This window comes from Cupriavidus sp. YR651, from assembly GCF_900101625.1.
GTDB lineage: Bacteria > Pseudomonadota > Gammaproteobacteria > Burkholderiales > Burkholderiaceae > Cupriavidus.
Genome location: NZ_FMYZ01000019.1, coordinates 24,234 through 39,840, shown reverse-complemented (window position 1 = coordinate 39,840; position 15,607 = coordinate 24,234). Strand labels below are relative to the sequence as shown.

The window sequence follows — 15,607 nt, the reverse complement described above, 5'->3', positions numbered from 1 at the left end:
GACATAAGGACGGCATGGCGACGACATGAACATGGCGACAACGCGGATGCGCACCCCGCAGCCCCACGACCTGATCTGGATCGATGACCCGGAGGCCTTCGTTGCCGGCGAGCCGCTGCCGGACTGGGCCGATGCGGCATGGCTGGCGCGGGCGCCAGTGGTGGTCCGGCGCGATCAGGCATCGGACGGCCGGATTCCGGTCGGCCTGCGGGGGCGCTCGCGCGCGCAGCGCCATGCCGCGTGGCTGACGGCGGCGCAGTGCGCGCGCGTCATGTCGCCCGATGCCATCGCCCGGCAGGCGCGCTGGCGCGATCATCCGCGCCTCGCGGAGATACCAGCGTTGCGCGAACTGTCGCGCGTGGCGCCACGGCTCGATGATCGCCAACTGGAGTGGGGCGTGACGGGCGCGGTTGGATTCGCGCTCGCGTCAGACATCGACGTGCTGCATCGGGGTAGCGACGTGGACTTGCTCATTTCCTGCCCGACAGCGCTGTCGGATGACGAGACGCAATGGCTCGGCGCGCTGATCGACGGCGCGTACGAGGCGCGGCTCGACATCCAGGTGGCCACGCCATTCGGCGCGTTCGCGCTGCGCGAGCGCATGCGCACTGGCGGCCGCGTCTTGCTGAAGACCGCCACCGGCCCGGTCCTCTGCGCGGACCCGTGGCAGCCGGCATGAGCACGCTGCTGACCTTTCCGGGACAGGGCGCGCAACGGCCCGGCATGCTCCATGCGCTGCCGGACCATCCGTCCGTCATTGAGACCCTGACGCAAACCAGCGAGGCGCTGGGGCGCGACGTCCTGTCGATGGACGATGCGGCCAGCCTGGCGTCGACCGTCTCCGTGCAGCTTTGCCTGCTGGCGGCCGGCGTGGCGACGGCACGTGCCCTGCTAGCCGAAGGCGGGCGGCCCGATGCCGTCGCGGGGTTGTCGATCGGCGCGTTTGCGGCGGCGGTGATCGCCGGGGTGATCGCATACGACGACGCGGTCCGACTGGTGGCGCTGCGCGGCCGCCTGATGGAGGAGGCCTACCCGCAGGGCTATGGCATGACGGCGATCCTCGGGCTGGAACGCGGGCCGCTGGAGGCAATCCTGGCGCAGGTGCATGGCGAGGCATCGCCGGTGTACCTTGCCAACCTGAATGCGCCGACGCAGCTGGTCATCGCCGGCGCACACGAGGCCATGGCTCGCGTGTCCGCGCTGGCGCTGGCCGCGGGCGCGCACGCGGCCAAGCCGGTGGCGATTGCCGTGCCGTCGCATTGCCCGTTGCTGGACGATGCGGCCGCCAAACTGGCGCGCGCGTTCGACGGCATCGAGCTGCATCGGCCCCGGCTGCGGGTGTTCAGTGCCAGCGCGGCGCGGGAGCTGCGCGACCCGGCGCGCATCGCGGCGGACCTCGCCCACAACATGGCCATGCCCGTGCGCTGGCACGAGACGACGCTGCTGGCGCGCGCGTGCGAGATGCGGCTGGCGGTGGAGATGCCACCGGGCAACGTGCTGACCCGCCTCGGCAAGCTGGTACTGCCAGAGGCCGTGGCCTGCGCGGACATGCGCATGGATAGCGTGCTGGTGCTGATGCAGCGGGAGTCTCGCGGCGCGGCGTGATGGGGGAGGCTTGGGGCGGTTGCGCGGGTTGCTGCACGCTGCAGGCAGCGGGGCGATGGACTAATCTAAGATCGGCCACTCAAGGCGTGAGGGGAGCGCCGCATGATTACCCTGTACTCGTACCCGGACTTGTTTGGCCTGGAGGACAACAATCCCTACGGCCTCAAGGTGTTCGCGTTCCTTCACCTGTGCCGGTTGCCGTTCACGCACCGCCATATCCTGGACACCCGGGCGGCGCCACGCGGCCAGCTGCCGTATGTGGACGATGATGGCGAGACGATCGGCGACAGCGACGCGATCATCCGCCATCTGCAGACGCGCCACCGCCTCACCATCGACGACACCCTGACGGATGCGCAGCGCGACACGGACCACATGGTGCGCCGCACGCTGGACGACCTGTACTGGGTGATGTCGTATTCGCGCTGGCGCGACGAGCGCTACTGGCCGCGCTTCAGGGATGCCTTGCTGCAGACTCACCCGGACCTGAAGGAGACCGACTTGCAAGCGGCCAAGGCGTACAACGCCGAGCGCTATTACTACCAGGGGATCGGGCGGTACGAGCCGGAAGCGGTGTACGCACGCGGCATCGCGGACCTGACGGTGGTCGCCAACCTGCTCGGGGAGCAGCCCTTCCTGTTCGGGGCCGTGCCGACCAGCGTCGATGCGGCGATCTATGGGTTCGTCGCCAATATTTACGGCTACGACATCGATACGCCGCTGAAGCAGCATGTATCGTCCCGGCCAAATTTGGTCCGGCACGTCAATGGCGTTCGGTCGGCAATCGGACAGGCGCCGCTATGAGCTGAGATGCCGCCGAGATGCCGCTGAGACGCAGCGGCCGCAGGCGCGGCCCCGGAAGACGCTAGCGCTGCGGCGCGGCGCGCAGCACTCCGGCGGCGATCTCCTGCATCAGCTGGTCCACCATGTCGAGTTCCGGATCGCCCAGTCCGCCATTGAGGAGCGTGGCGCCCCAGTCGCCATAGATCAGGGCAATGCAGCGGTTGCGCATCTTCACGGGCGCCAACAGGATCGATCTCGCATCGGGAATCGCGTCGCGATACCAGCGCGGGATGCGGGGCGCGATTTCCGGGTCGAGCGAATCCTCGACCAGCATGGGCCTGGCGGACAAGCCGGCAAAGTGGAAGATGTCCGGCACGAAGCCTTCCTCGAAGGACAGGGCGGCCAGCTTCTCGCGCATGCCATCGCCAAAACCCAGCCGTGCGTGAAAGCGCTTGGTCGCGGGGTTCAGCATCATGAGGAAACAGCGCGAGCAATTCAGCGCACGCATGGTCGATTCCAGCACCATCGGCGCCAGTTGCGACACCGACAGGCCGGCGCCTTCACGCCGGACCTCGGCCAGGCCCTGCCGCAGCCGTTCGAGGGTGTCGTCGGGCTTGCCGGGGTGCGTGGCGGGCGCGTTGTCGTGCGCCGGCGCTTCGGCCTTTGCGATGGACGTATTGAGCACGTCCGCCTGGCGCACCGCGCTGCCCACGTCGCTGCCATGCAGGCCGAGCACCTTGGCGTGCGACATCAGCAGCGATTCGACCGCGTCAGTCGTGCCATCGCGCACCATGGTGGCGGCAGCCTGCGCGGAGACCTGGGCGATGGCGGCCAGCCAGTCGGCATGGGTTTCCAGCACTGTGTCCGGGGACAGCGTCCTGGGCTTCATCGCATGGGCGATCAGGCCGGGCAGGCGCCATTTGCGCGCGGCACCCTCGGCGATCTCTTCCATCGAGACGCCGAGGACTTCCTGGCAGGCTTCGTTCTCGGTCATCGGATGCGTGGCGCACATCGCCTCCACGCGCTCCCATTCGTCCGGGAAATAGAACACCGGCAGCAGGCGGCTCATGTGGTGCATCAACGTGCAGACGACCGCTTCCTCGCCCTCGTTGATGCCGTGCGCCTGGCTCAGCGCGCGCGTGATCTCGCCGGCGACCAGCGCACGCTGGAGCGCCTTGGCGGCCTGCGGGCGCTGTGGCGCCACGCCGTGGAAATAGTCGAGCAGCTGGATGCCGAGCGTGAGGTGGCTGACGGCCTCCACGCCCAGCACCAGGATCGCGCGCGAGACCGTGGTGACTTCGCCGCCGAAGGACCGGTACATGGCCGAGTTGGCCAGCCGGATCACCTTCTGGGACAGGCTGAAATCGGACAGCACGCTCGTGGCCATCTCGCCGACGGTCAGGTCGGCGTTCAGTGTCTTGAAGATGTTGTCGACGCAGTATTGCAGCGTCGGGAAGTCTCCCTGCTGCGCCATGCGCGCCCACAACGTCTCGAAGAACTCCGTCTTGGACATCAGGCCACCCGCTGCAGGAACACTTCGCCCTGGCCCATGACCAGGCTGCCATCGGTCACGGCCAGTTCGAAGTCCACGGGGCTCAGTGCGCGGGCGTAGCGCCAGCCCTGCACGAGGTCGCAACCCTGCGCGGCCAGCAGGTCGCCCTGCGCGTCGGTTTCCACGCCTTCGGCGATGGCCACGAGCCCAAGCTCGCGCGCCAGCGACAGCACGGCGGAGACGATCGTGCGCGCATGCGGGGAGTCCACCATGTCCGCCACGAAGCTGCGGTCCACCTTCAGCGCCGACAGCGGGAAGCGGCGCAGGTAGGACAGGCTGGAGTAGCCGGTGCCGAAGTCGTCCACGGCAAAGCGGATGCCCAGCGCACGCAGCGACATCAGCAGGTCTTCCGCCGCCTTGGGGTCCGTCATCAGCGCGCTTTCCGTGATTTCCAGCACCAGGCGGTCCGCGCCGATGCGCGCGTCGTGGATCGCGTTGCGCACGCTTTCGAAGAAGCCCGGATGCAGGAACTGCACCGCCGAGACATTGACCGACATGTGGCCCACGTGGATGCCCTGCGCGTCCCAGGCCGCGAGCTGCGCGCACGCGCAACGCAGCGCCCAGGCGCCGAGATGCTTGATCAGCCCGTTCTTCTCGGCCACGGGGATGAACACGTCGGGCCGGATCTCCTTGCCCGCGTGTTCCCAGCGCATCAGCGCCTCCACCGCGCAGACCTGGGCCGAGCCCGGCCAGACGATCGGCTGGTAGTGCAGCAGGAACTCGCCGTTCTGCACGGCTTCGAACATGCTTTGCTCGATCTGGAACTGCTCGTCCAGGCGGCGGTCCAGTTCCGGGGAATAGACGCAGTAGCGGTTCTTGCCGAGCGCCTTGGCCTCGTACATGGCCAGGTCGGCGCGGCGCAGCCACTGCGACTCCGATTGCATCGCGCCGGAAGCGAACGCCAGCCCGATGCTGGTGGTGATGCGCACCTGGCAGCCGCCCAGCAGGAACGGCTGGCGGCAGACATGGATGACGCGCTCCAGGATGCGGATGGCATCGGCCTCGGCCTCCAGGCCGTCCAGCATCAGCACGAATTCGTCGCCGCCCAGGCGCGCCACGCTCTGGCGACCGCGCACGATGTCCTCCAGCCGCGCGCCGACTTCCTTCAGCAGGGCGTCGCCAAATTCGTGGCCGAGGGAATCGTTGATGTTCTTGAAGCCGTCCAGGTCCATCAGGGCGACCGCGAACGGCTGGCCCGCGTCGGGGCCGGATGCATATTCCTCGATCCGCTTGCGGATAAAGGCCCGGTTGCCGACGCCGGTCAGCGGGTCCAGGAACGCGCGCTCGGTAAGCTCGCGTTCGCTCTCCACCCACTCGGTGATGTCGTAGCCGAACAGCAGCAGGCTGGGTTCGCCGGTCCCGGCGGGGTGATGGACGATGCGCAGGTCGAGCCAGCCGCTCGCGCCGATCCCGCCGAAGATGCGCACGCGCTCCCGGCGCGGGGCGCCATCCTGCGCCGTGGCGTGCAGCAACCGGGCGACGCGGTCGCGCGATTCCAGCGCGATGATGTCCAGCACGGAGGTGCGTAGCAGGTATTCGTGGGGGTAAACCAGCAGATTGGCCGTGGCTTCCGTGGCTTCGAGGATGCGACCCTGGATGTCGACCCGCATGGCCAGCGCGCCGGAAGCTTCCAGCAACGCCCCGGCCTCGCCCGTGGCCGGGCGGGCGCCGGTACGTCCGCGGTCCGCGGAGTCTGGCGCCAGGGGAACATCGTATGAAAACGCGGTCATGTTTTCCTCGGCCCGGGATCCAATGGTCGCTGGCCTGATAACGGTAAAAATGGGGAAAACGTTGCGACACCCGGGCAAAGCCAGTCCGGGGCAATTCCGCACCCGGAACATGACCACTGGCTTCGTCAGTGCCGAACGGATCGACAGCGACGATTCTAATACGACCTTGCGCCACGCTGACGTCCGCGGTGGGGATGCGCGCCCTGTCGTCGGCGCGGCTACAACACGACGCCCCGTGCATGGACCGGCCGCGGCGATTTTGGGATTGACACCGTTACGCGAAATGCGGACACTCGCCTTCATGTGCTACCTCGACATCCGCACCGGCTACCGCACCGGCTACCGCATCGGCTCCCGCATGGACATCCATGGCGACATCCATTTCGACGTCCGTAGTGCCGCCCGCATTGCCGCGATTATTCGCACCATTCCTCGAATGGTGGGTTAGCGCGCGTCGACAGGTAGACAACACAACCCGCCCACCGAGGCGGGTTTTTTGTGGCCGCCTCCCGGGTATTTTCCCCTTCAGGAAGGAGCGCCCCATGCCGTTAACCGCCGCCCGAACCCCCCCGCCATCCGCCGCGCGCACCACGCCGCCCTCCGTGCTATCCGCCACGTCGGCGTCCGCATCGCCATCCGCTGGCCGTTCGCCGGACCTCGGTGCCCGGGATGCCGATGGCTACCTCAAGCGCATCCTGACCGCGCGCGTCTACGACGTGGCCCGGGAGACCGCGATGGATTCCGCCCCCGGGTTGTCCGCCCGGCTGGGCCATCGGGTCCTGTTCAAGCGCGAGGATCAGCAGCCCGTGTTCTCGTTCAAGGTGCGCGGCGCGTACAACAAGATGGTCAACCTGCCGGCGGAAGCGCTGGCGCGCGGCGTCATCACCGCCTCCGCGGGCAATCATGCGCAGGGCGTGGCGCTGTCGGCGGCCCGGCTCGGCGTGCGGGCGATCATCGTGGTGCCGCTGACGGCGCCGCAGGTCAAGATCGATGCGGTGCGGACCCATGGCGGGGCGATGGTGGAGGTCGTCCAGGCCGGCGAATCGTATAGCGAAGCCTGTGACCACGCGCTGATGCTGCAGCGCGAGCACGGCATGACCTTCATCCCCGCTTTCGATGATCCCGATGTGATCGCCGGGCAGGGAACGGTCGGCATGGAAATCCTGCGGCAGCATCGCGGGCCGCTCGATGCCATCTTCGTGCCGATCGGCGGTGGCAGCCTGGCCGCGGGCGTGGCGGCCTACGTCAAGGCCGTGCGCCCGGAGATCCGCGTCATCGGCGTGCAGACCGAGGATTCCTGCGCCATGGCGCGGTCGATCGCGGCCGGCGAGCGCATCACGCTCGGCGAGGTGGGGCTGTTTTCCGACGGAACCGCCGTCAAGCGCGTCGGCGAGGAGACCTTCCGGCTCTGCCGGGCCCATCTGGACGATGTGCTGACGGTGGATACCGACGCGTTGTGTGCGGCCATCAAGGATGTGTTCCAGGACACGCGCAGCCTGGTGGAGCCGGCCGGCGCGCTGGCCGTGGCCGGACTGAAGCGATTTGCCGAACAGGCTGGCGGCGCGCCGCAAACGCTGGTTGCCATCACCTCCGGCGCCAACATGAACTTCGATCGCCTGCGGATCGTGGCGGAGCGGGCGGAAGTGGTGGAAGCCGCCGCCCGCTGAGCACGATTCAGCGATTCAGCGGACCACGGCCGCCGGCAGCCGGAACGACGCCACCGATGCCCGCAGCACGCCGGCCTGCTCTTCGAGTGCCTGCGCGGCGGAGGCGGCTTCCTCCACCAGCGCGGCATTCTGCTGGGTGACCTGGTCCATCTGGTTGACGGCCAGGCTGACCTGCTCGATACCGGCACTCTGTTCGGTGGACGCCGCGCTGATCTCGCCCATGATGTCCGTCACGCGGCGAACAGCCTGCACCACGTCGTGCATCGTCGAGCCCGCCTGATCCACCTGGCGCGTGCCGGCATCCACGCGGCTCACCGTATCGTTGATGAGTTGCACGATTTCCTTGGCGGCCGATGCGGAGCGCTGCGCCAGCGCGCGGACTTCTCCCGCAACCACCGCGAAACCGCGGCCCTGTTCGCCCGCGCGCGCCGCTTCCACGGCGGCGTTGAGGGCGAGGATATTGGTCTGGAACGCGATGCCTTCGATCACGCCAGTGATGTCGCCGATCTTGCGCGATGCCAACTGGATCTCGCCCATCGTGTTGACTACGCGGCGCACATCGTCGCCACCACGCGATGCCGTCTCCGATGCCTGCGCGGCCAGCGCGTTGGCTTGCCGGGCGTTGTCGGCGTTCTGCTTCACGATCGAAGTCAGTTCCTCCATGCTGGACGCGGTTTGCTCCAGCGCGCTGGCCTGCTCCTCCGTGCGTTGCGAGAGGTCGAGGTTGCCTGCGGCGATCTGCTGCGTGGCGCCGGCAATGGCTTCGCTGCCGCCGCGCATCGTCTGGATGGCATCGATCAGGCCGCGCTGCATGTCTTGCAAGCCACGCGTCAGCGCGCCCATTTCGTCCTGGCCGGTGACGCGGATGGTCTCGGTCAGGTTGCCGCGCGAGATCTCGCCGAAGCTGCCGAGCATGCGCGAGAGTGGCGCGGAGATGGCGCGTTGCAGGCCGATGGCGCAGCCGAGCGCCGCGACGAGACCGATGCCGATAGCGGAAGTGACCAGCCACAGGAACCGCTCCGAACGCGCGGTGGCGTGCTCGTACATGGCCTTGGCCTGCTCGCCCTGATTGCTCTCGAGCGCGTCCACGGCGGCCGTGAGCGCGACGAACAGCGGCGGAATGGTCACCATCACGGCGCGGTCGCTGGCGGCGGCATCGCCAGCGCGCAGCGCCGCGATCAGCGGCTCCACCCCGTCGCGGAAGAACGTGGCCCGCCTGGCCTCCACGGCGGCCGAGAGCGGCTTTTCGGCCTCCGCCTTCGGCAAGGCCTGGTAAGCCTGCCAGGCTGCTTCCGACTTGGCGCGATAGGCGATGGCCTTGTCGATCGTGGCCGGCACGTCGGCGGCATCGGCGTGGAAGACCGCGCGATCCAGCGTGGTGCGGATGACGGCGGCATTGAGCTGGGATTTCGCTACGAATGCGGTGGAGGCCAGCTGGTTGGTATGGATTTCGCGGATGTCGGCGTCGGACGCGCGCATGCCGACGACGCCGATGATGCCGATAGCGGTCAGCAGCGCGGCGAGCAACGTGAGCGCGGCATTGAGGCGGAGACGGATGGAGAGCTTGTTGAACATGGCAGGGGAGAGGTGGCCGCGATGACGCCTTTAACGGCGGCCCCCCACATGCGCTGTAGCCCCGATTGCAATGTCCACAAATGTGCACACCACAAACGAAAAACGGCCCCGAAGGGCCGTAGTGCGATGTCGCGCGAAGTCTTGCGTTCGCGCGTCAGAAATCTTCCGCGTCGACGTCGTAGTTGGCCGGTTCCCAGCGGATGGCCAGCAGCGCAATCAGCCCGGCCAGCGGGGCCAGCGCGATGACCCAGAACACCTTGGTGCTGAGTGCGGCAGCCAGCACCGGGAACAGGAACAGCGACACCGTGGAGCTGGCGCGCATCAGCGTCTGGTTGAAGCCCACGCCCACGCCGCGCAGCGAGGTCGGATAGCTCAGCGACGCATAGGTCATGGTGTGCGCGCCCGGGCCAAAGCCCTGGCCGAACAGGAACAGTGCCAGGAAGCCGATGGCGGCCACCACCTGCGGGGCACCGGCGGGTTTGCCGACCAGCGCCAGGCCGATCAGCGCGGCCAGCTGGAAGGCGTAGCCCGTCACGGTCAGCTTCCAGGCGCCGGTCTTCGGCACCAGGTGCACGCCGATCAGGCCGCCGACAAACGCGAACAGCAGGTTCAGCGCCAGCGACACCAGGATCGTGGTCAGCATCGATTGCGCCAGGAAGCTGGCGATGATGACCGGCAGGCCGAACGCCACGGCGTTGTAGGCGAACGACGATGCGATCGACATCACCGTGGCCAGCACGGTGCGGCGCGCATACACACCCTTCAGCAGCAGGCCGTAGTTGCGCCACGACGCCGGCCGCTTGGGCGGCTCCACCACGGCATCGGGCGCGACGACGGCGTCGATCCCGTAGGACTGCCGCAGGATCTTCGCGGCGCCTTGCAGGTCGCCCTGGTTGGCGGCCCAGACCGGCGATTCGCTCATATAACGGCTGCGCACGGCGATGATGACCAGTGCGGGCACCGCGCCGAAGCCGAGGATGATGCGCCAGAGCAGGCCGCTGTGCGATTGCGGCAGCACCGAATAGCAAAGCAGCACCAGCAGGTAGGAGACGCAGATGGCGGCGTACCAGGTTGGGCACCACATCGCCACCCGGGCGGCCTTGTTGCCCTTGCCTTGCAGTTTCGAGAATTCGGCCAGGAATGCCATGGCCACGGGTAGGTCAATGCCGACCCCCAGCCCCATCACGAAGCGGGCGCCAGCAAGCACGTACTCGTTGGGGGCGAACGCGCAGGCGATGGCGGCCACGACGAAGAAGACCATGTCCGCCATGAACACGCGGTAGCGGCCAATGCGGTCGGTGAAGTACCCGCCCAGGAACGCGCCGACGATGGCGCCGAACGTGATGGCCGACGCCACCATGCCGGTGCCCGCCGGGGACAGGTTGAACTCGCGCGCCACGTCCTTCAGGCCGAAGGCCAGCGCGCCGAGGTCGTAGGCGTCCAGGAAAATGCCGCCCAGCGCAATCGCCACGACGATGCGTGCATTGCTGACGGCCGCGCCGCCCTGGTTGACGAGTTTGGCCACATCGGCGGCGGAGCGGATGGTTGCCTTGGCCGTGGCGGCCGCCGGGGAGGCGGCCTGCGTGGCGGAGGCAGGCGACAGGGCGAGATCGGCTGACATGATGATTGGGGGCGGCTGAAGAAGGCGCGGCGGACAGGCGTGATCGGCCCGTCCTGCGAGAAAAAGACCGCCCGATCGTAAGCGAAGGCCACTGCACGGCCAAATGCTTTGTTGTTATATCTTTAGATCAGATGGCGGGGTGCAGTGAGCGCCATTTCTGCCGCAACCTGATTATCATGACGCTGCATTGCCAAATCCAAACATTAAAAAGGGGCACCGATGCACGCAATTTCGGCAGGTGGCGGCGGCAGGGAAGCCGGGCAGGGCAATACCTCGCTATTACTCGGGCGCATTCTGGTGGGTGCCGGGCAAGGCATTCTCCTTTACTGGCTATTCCGGGAGCTGGCCGCGCGCACCTTGCTGGCGCAGAGCCCGTTTTTTGGTCCCCTCGTGCTGGTATCGCTGCTGATTCCGCCGGTGGTCACCCTCGGGTTTGCGCAACTCCGGGCCTCCCGGCTGGCCGTCTGGTGCGTCGCGCTCGGCGCGGTGGTGGCCTGGCTGGCCTGGCATAGCGCATGGCGGCTGGCCGGTCCGGGGCAGGACGCGGGCCCGCCCGTCGATATCGCAAGCGCATGGGCGTTGGTGTTTCCCGGCGCGACGGCATGGTTTTATGCCAGCGTCTTCGTCTTTATCAGTTACGCGCTGATCGTCGCCGGCGAGTCGGCCGGCACATGGTTTGCGCCATATCCGGCGTACTTCCGCACGGGCTGGAAACTGGGTCTGCAAATCCATCTGGCGGCGCTGTTTGCCGTCGTCCTTTATCTGGTCCTTTGGCTGGGCGCGGGATTGTTCCTGTTGCTGCAACTCAAATTCCTGGGCGAGTTGCTCCGGGAAGCGTGGTTCAACATTCCCGTGCTGACGATTGCCTTTGCAGTCGGACTCCATATCACCGATGTGCGCGATGACTTTATCCGTGGCCTGCGTACGCTGGTGCTGACGCTGTTGTCGTGGATATTGCCGTTGCTGGTGCTGATCGTGACGGGTTTCCTGCTCTCGCTGCTGGTCAAGGGGCTGGCGCCGCTCTGGGCCACGCGCTGGGCGGCCTCGCTGCTGCTGGGCGTGGCGGCGGTGCAGATCGTACTGATCAACGCGGTCTACAAGAGTGGCCTGGGCGAGGGCCCGCTGCCCCGCGTGTTGCGCCGGGCCACATACGTCGGCTGCCTGACGCTGGCGCCGCTGGTCGCCATCGCGGGCTACGCACTGGCGCTGCGGATCGGCCAGTACGGGCTGTCGGATCGCCGGGTGCTGGTGGCGGCCGCGCTGATCGTGGCGGGCTGCTATGCGGTGGGCTATGCATGGGCGGCGCTGGAGCGTCATGGCTCGCTGCGGCGCATCGCGCCAACCAATGTGCTGACGGCATGGGTGACGCTGGCGGTGCTGGTGGCTGTTTTCACGCCGGTGGCGGACCCGGCGCGGCTGTCCGTGTGGAACCAGGTGGCACGGCTCAAGGCCGGCAAGGTATCGCCCGAACAGTTCGATTTCCAGTACCTGCAGCTCCGTGCGGCGCGTTACGGCCGGGAAGCACTGGCGAGCCTGCGGGCCGATACGTCCGGGCCCAACGCGGCAGCGATTCGTGAGCGCATTGAAGCGGTCACGCAGAAGCGAGCCGCCGGCAAGATCGTGCCGCCCGCCGCGCCACTGGACGCCGCCGCCATCGGCAAGAATCTGACGGTTCGCACCACGGGGCGCGCGTTGCCCGCTACCTTTGTTTCCAACGACTGGCGAAGCGGCAATGCGCAGGGTGGGCTGCCGGATTGCCTGAGATCGGCCGGCGAACGGTGCGACGCGTATATCGTGGATCTGGCTCCGGAGCGCGGACCCGCCGTGATGTTGATGAAGGCATCGACGCGCTTCGGCGTGTTGCTGGAGGCCGATGAAGCGGGCCTCTGGCGCGTCACGGCCAATTTCTACATGCCACGAGGCTGCGAGGCCATGATGGGCGAGGCCCTGGCACAGGGCAGCTACCGGGCGACGGCGCCGGCCATGCCGGACCTCGCCATCAACGGACGACGCCTGCGCCTCCAGCCGACCGACCGGGCGGAGACACCCTGCACACCCTGACAAACGGAGACAACAGCATGACTCAAGAAACAAAAGTCGCATTGGTGACGGGCGCTGCCCGCGGGATTGGCAAGGCCGTGGCCCAGGCGATGCTGGCCGATGGCTATCGCGTGGTCCTGGCGGGCCGGACGGCGGAGACGCTGGAGGCGCTGGCCGCCCAGGCCAACGCCGCCGGGCAGACCGCGCTGGCGGTGCAGTGCGATGTCGGCGATCCGGCGTCGGTGGACCAGCTCTTTGCCCGCATCCGCGAGCGTTTTGGCCGCCTGGATGTGCTCTTCAATAACGCCGGCATCAACGCACCGGCCGTCCCGATCGACGAGCTGTCGGTCGAGCAGTGGAAGGCCGTGGTCGATACCAACCTGACCGGTGCCTTCCTGTGCGCGCGAGGTGCGTTTGCGATGATGAAATCGCAGGACCCGCGTGGCGGGCGGATTATCAATAACGGTTCGATTTCCGCGCACGCGCCGCGCCCGAACACCGTGCCCTATACCGCCACCAAGCACGCCATCACGGGGTTGACCAAGAGCCTGTCGCTCGACGGCCGCGCATGGGATATCGCCTGCGGGCAGATCGACATCGGCAATGCCGGGACGGACATGGCCAACCGCATGGCGCGTGGCGTTCCGCAAGCCAACGGCGAGATTCGGCCGGAGCCGCTGATCGACGTGGCCCACATCGCCAGTTCGGTGCTGCACATGGCCAACCTGCCGCTGGATGCCAATGTGCAGTTCATGACGGTGATGGCCACCAAGATGCCGTTCGTGGGACGCGGCTGAGCGGACTGGCTCAGTGGCGCGTCTGGGGTTTGCCCAGATGCGCCGCGGCCTTGCCCGCTCCCATCGCGGCGGCGGCGTCCGCGGCCGTCATGCCGCGCTGATCGCGGGCTTCAGGATTTGCACCGTGCGCAATCAGCAGTTCGACGATCTCGGTCCGGTCGAACATGGCGGCGGTCATCAGCGCCGTCCGGCCGTCCGGCGAGGCACCTTCGACGTCCGCGCCGTGGCTCAGCAATAGTCCGATGATGTCCACATAGCCCTTGTAGGCCGCGCCCGCAATCGGCGTCTGGCCGGCTGCATTGCGGAGATCGGGCGAGGCGCCGTGTTCCAGCAGGATGCGGACCGCTTCCGCGTGACCGTGGTAGGCCGCCAGCATCAGCAGGCCGTCGCCTTTCTCGTTGCGCAGGTCCGGCGACATGCCCCTGGCCATCAGCCCCGCCAGCGTGGCGCCATCACCGTTGCGCGCGAGTTCGAAGACTTGCCCCAGCGCCGCGACGATCCGCGCTTCGTCCTCCGCTGTCAGGGTGTCGGGGCGGTCGGTGTCTTGCGGCTTGTCTCGTGTATCGGTCTTCGCCTTGTCCATGTCATTCCTTTATGAGGGCGCCTCGAAAAGACCCTGGCATCGTTGCCGGTTCGTTTTGATGGCACCTCCTGAAGCTATCGTCGCCATGTTGCCGCGCTTGCCCGGCCACGCCGGCCCGGGCAAGCGCGCGCCTTGCTTACTTCTGGCTCTCGATCTTTTCGATCGCCGCGGCCACGCCGGCACCGTAGGCGGGGTCGGCCGCCGTGCAGTGTTCGATGTGGCGTTTCTGGATAGGACGCGACACGCCGTTGATGGAGCGGGCCGTGTTCTCGAACAGCACCTGCTGCTGAGCCGGCGTCATCAGCCGGAACAGGGCGCCGACCTGCGAGAAGTAGTCGTCGTCGACGCGGTGGTTCCAGTGGTCGGCGGTGCCTTCCAGCGTCAGCGGCGGCTCGCGGAAGTCGGGCTGCTCCACCCATTCGCCGCGCGTGTTGGGCTCGTAGGACGTGGTGCCGCCCCGGTTGCCGTCGATGCGCATCGTGCCGTCGCGGTGGTAGCTGTTCACGTGCGTGGCGGCCTTCGGCGAGTTCACAGGGATCATCGCGTGGTTGACGCCCAGGCGATAGCGCTGCGTGTCGCCGTATGAGAACAGGCGGCCCTGAAGCATCTTGTCGGGCGAGAAGCCGATGCCCGGCACGATGGTCGACGGCGCGAAAGCGGCCTGCTCCACCTCGGCAAAATGGTTCTCCGGATTCCGGTTCAGTTCCATGATGCCCACTTCGATCAGCGGGTAGTCCTTGTGCGGCCAGACCTTGGTCAGGTCAAACGGGTTGTAGCGATACTTGCCCGCTTCCGCCTCCGGCATGATCTGCACGCAGAGCTTCCAGCGCGGGAAATCGCCACGCTCGATCGATTCATACAGGTCGCGCTGATGGAATTCGCGGTCGCGGCCGGTGATTTCCGCGGCCTCGGCGTCGGTCAGGTTCTGGATGCCTTGCTGGGTGACGAAGTGGAACTTGACCCAGTAACGCTCGTAATTCGCATTGATGAAGCTGTAGGTGTGGCTGCCGAAGCCGTGCATATGGCGCCAGGTGCGCGGGATGCCGCGATCGCTCATCACGATGGTCACCTGGTGCAGCGCTTCGGGCAGGCCGGTCCAGAAGTCCCAGTTGTTCTCGGCGCTACGCAGGCCGGTGCGCGGGTCGCGCTTGACGGCGTGGTTCAGGTCGGGGAACTTCAGTGGGTCACGCAGGAAGAAGACCGGCGTATTGTTGCCGACCATGTCCCAGTTGCCTTCCTCGGTATAGAACTTGATGGCAAAGCCGCGGATGTCGCGCTCGGCATCCGCCGCGCCGCGCTCGCCGGCCACGGAGGAGAAACGCAGGAACAGTTCGGTCTGCTTGCCCACGGCGGAGAACAGCTTGGCGCGGGTGTACTTGCTGATGTCGTTGGTGACGGTGAAGGTGCCGTAGGCGCCGGAACCCTTGGCATGCATGCGGCGCTCGGGAATCACCTCGCGATCGAAGTGAGCCAGTTTCTCCAGGAACCAGACATCCTGCAGCAGAGCCGGGCCGCGCGGGCCGGCGGTCTGAATATTCTGGTTGTCGACGACAGGCGCGCCGAAAGCGGTCGTTAATTTCTTCATAGCGGTTCCTTGATGCGGTGGCAGACACCGGTGTGTCGTGCCTGGACGTTTGTGGGTCAATCGCAGCGC

General features: G+C 67.2%; 12 protein-coding genes and 1 pseudogene. 7 read left to right on the top strand and 6 right to left on the bottom strand.

What is annotated here, in order from left to right; all coding sequences use genetic code 11:
• Positions 1–25: 25 nt before the first annotated feature.
• The 3 genes from BLR29_RS29095 to BLR29_RS29085 all read left to right on the top strand — a co-directional run bounded on the left by BLR29_RS29095 (position 26) and on the right by BLR29_RS29085 (position 2,409).
• Positions 26–679 (top strand): malonate decarboxylase holo-ACP synthase, encoded by a 654-nt coding sequence (locus BLR29_RS29095; RefSeq protein WP_255371497.1) that lies wholly within the window; start codon positions 26–28, stop codon positions 677–679.
• A complete protein-coding gene (gene mdcH / locus BLR29_RS29090) occupies positions 676–1,605 on the top strand; it encodes a malonate decarboxylase subunit epsilon (RefSeq protein WP_092142678.1) in 930 nt (309 codons plus the stop codon). The genes BLR29_RS29095 and mdcH overlap by 4 nt, the downstream gene beginning before the upstream one ends.
• A 102-nt stretch (positions 1,606–1,707) precedes the next feature.
• The gene (locus tag BLR29_RS29085; RefSeq protein WP_092142675.1) at positions 1,708–2,409 is read left to right on the top strand and encodes a glutathione S-transferase C-terminal domain-containing protein; all 702 of its coding nucleotides are present in this window, start codon (positions 1,708–1,710) and stop codon (positions 2,407–2,409) included.
• Between the two features lie 61 nt (positions 2,410–2,470).
• On the opposite strand, the gene BLR29_RS29080 is transcribed toward BLR29_RS29085, so the two are convergent.
• Positions 2,471–3,901 (bottom strand): HDOD domain-containing protein, encoded by a 1,431-nt coding sequence (locus BLR29_RS29080; RefSeq protein WP_092142672.1) that lies wholly within the window; start codon positions 3,899–3,901, stop codon positions 2,471–2,473.
• Entirely contained in the window at positions 3,901–5,670 is a 1,770-nt protein-coding gene (locus tag BLR29_RS29075; protein WP_092142669.1) for a putative bifunctional diguanylate cyclase/phosphodiesterase, read from the bottom strand. Before BLR29_RS29075 ends, BLR29_RS29080 begins: the two co-directional genes overlap by 1 nt.
• Between BLR29_RS29075 and BLR29_RS29070 the strand changes: the two genes are divergently transcribed.
• Positions 5,669–6,118, top strand: a complete 450-nt coding sequence (locus tag BLR29_RS29070) for a hypothetical protein (RefSeq protein WP_092142666.1) — start codon at positions 5,669–5,671, stop codon at positions 6,116–6,118. The genes BLR29_RS29075 and BLR29_RS29070 overlap by 2 nt on opposite strands.
• 94 nt (positions 6,119–6,212) lie before the next feature.
• A pseudogene (ilvA, locus tag BLR29_RS29065) lies at positions 6,213–7,325 on the top strand (threonine ammonia-lyase, biosynthetic); the annotation flags it as partial.
• 27 nt (positions 7,326–7,352) lie between these two features.
• On the opposite strand, the gene BLR29_RS29060 reads toward ilvA, so the two are convergent.
• Positions 7,353–8,912: a methyl-accepting chemotaxis protein gene (locus tag BLR29_RS29060; protein ID WP_092142660.1), complete on the bottom strand. Its 1,560-nt coding sequence runs from the start codon at positions 8,910–8,912 to the stop codon at positions 7,353–7,355.
• Positions 8,913–9,066: 154 nt separating this feature from the next.
• Positions 9,067–10,533, bottom strand: a complete 1,467-nt coding sequence (locus tag BLR29_RS29055) for an MFS transporter (protein ID WP_092142657.1) — start codon at positions 10,531–10,533, stop codon at positions 9,067–9,069.
• Between the two features lie 219 nt (positions 10,534–10,752).
• Here BLR29_RS29055 and BLR29_RS29050 point away from each other — a divergent pair, with 219 nt between their 5' ends.
• Positions 10,753–12,594 (top strand): DUF4153 domain-containing protein, encoded by a 1,842-nt coding sequence (locus tag BLR29_RS29050; RefSeq protein WP_092142654.1) that lies wholly within the window; start codon positions 10,753–10,755, stop codon positions 12,592–12,594.
• A gap of 17 nt (positions 12,595–12,611) precedes the next feature.
• Positions 12,612–13,370, top strand: coding sequence for an SDR family oxidoreductase (locus tag BLR29_RS29045; protein ID WP_092142651.1), 759 nt, complete (start codon positions 12,612–12,614; stop codon positions 13,368–13,370).
• 10 nt (positions 13,371–13,380) lie between these two features.
• Here BLR29_RS29045 and BLR29_RS29040 read toward each other — a convergent pair whose 3' ends face one another.
• Both BLR29_RS29040 and BLR29_RS29035 read right to left on the bottom strand, forming a co-directional pair.
• Positions 13,381–13,953, bottom strand: a complete 573-nt coding sequence (locus BLR29_RS29040; RefSeq protein ID WP_092142648.1) for an ankyrin repeat domain-containing protein — start codon at positions 13,951–13,953, stop codon at positions 13,381–13,383.
• A 136-nt stretch (positions 13,954–14,089) separates the two neighbouring features.
• Entirely contained in the window at positions 14,090–15,538 is a 1,449-nt protein-coding gene (locus BLR29_RS29035) for a catalase (RefSeq protein WP_092142645.1), read from the bottom strand.
• Positions 15,539–15,607 lie beyond the last annotated feature (69 nt).

Excerpts from the sequence above, each read along its gene's own strand:
- BLR29_RS29095 (WP_255371497.1), top strand. The coding sequence starts at position 26 with ATGAACATGGCGACAACGCGGATGCGCACCCCGCAGCCCCACGACCTG.
- mdcH (WP_092142678.1), top strand. The coding sequence starts at position 676 with ATGAGCACGCTGCTGACCTTTCCGGGACAGGGCGCGCAACGGCCCGGC.
- BLR29_RS29085 (WP_092142675.1), top strand. The coding sequence starts at position 1,708 with ATGATTACCCTGTACTCGTACCCGGACTTGTTTGGCCTGGAGGACAAC.
- BLR29_RS29080 (WP_092142672.1), bottom strand. The coding sequence starts at position 3,901 with ATGTCCAAGACGGAGTTCTTCGAGACGTTGTGGGCGCGCATGGCGCAG.
- BLR29_RS29070 (WP_092142666.1), top strand. The coding sequence starts at position 5,669 with ATGTTTTCCTCGGCCCGGGATCCAATGGTCGCTGGCCTGATAACGGTA.
- BLR29_RS29075 (WP_092142669.1), bottom strand. The coding sequence starts at position 5,670 with ATGACCGCGTTTTCATACGATGTTCCCCTGGCGCCAGACTCCGCGGAC.
- BLR29_RS29060 (WP_092142660.1), bottom strand. The coding sequence starts at position 8,912 with ATGTTCAACAAGCTCTCCATCCGTCTCCGCCTCAATGCCGCGCTCACG.
- BLR29_RS29055 (WP_092142657.1), bottom strand. The coding sequence starts at position 10,533 with ATGTCAGCCGATCTCGCCCTGTCGCCTGCCTCCGCCACGCAGGCCGCC.
- BLR29_RS29050 (WP_092142654.1), top strand. The coding sequence starts at position 10,753 with ATGCACGCAATTTCGGCAGGTGGCGGCGGCAGGGAAGCCGGGCAGGGC.
- BLR29_RS29045 (WP_092142651.1), top strand. The coding sequence starts at position 12,612 with ATGACTCAAGAAACAAAAGTCGCATTGGTGACGGGCGCTGCCCGCGGG.
- BLR29_RS29040 (WP_092142648.1), bottom strand. The coding sequence starts at position 13,953 with ATGGACAAGGCGAAGACCGATACACGAGACAAGCCGCAAGACACCGAC.
- BLR29_RS29035 (WP_092142645.1), bottom strand. The coding sequence starts at position 15,538 with ATGAAGAAATTAACGACCGCTTTCGGCGCGCCTGTCGTCGACAACCAG.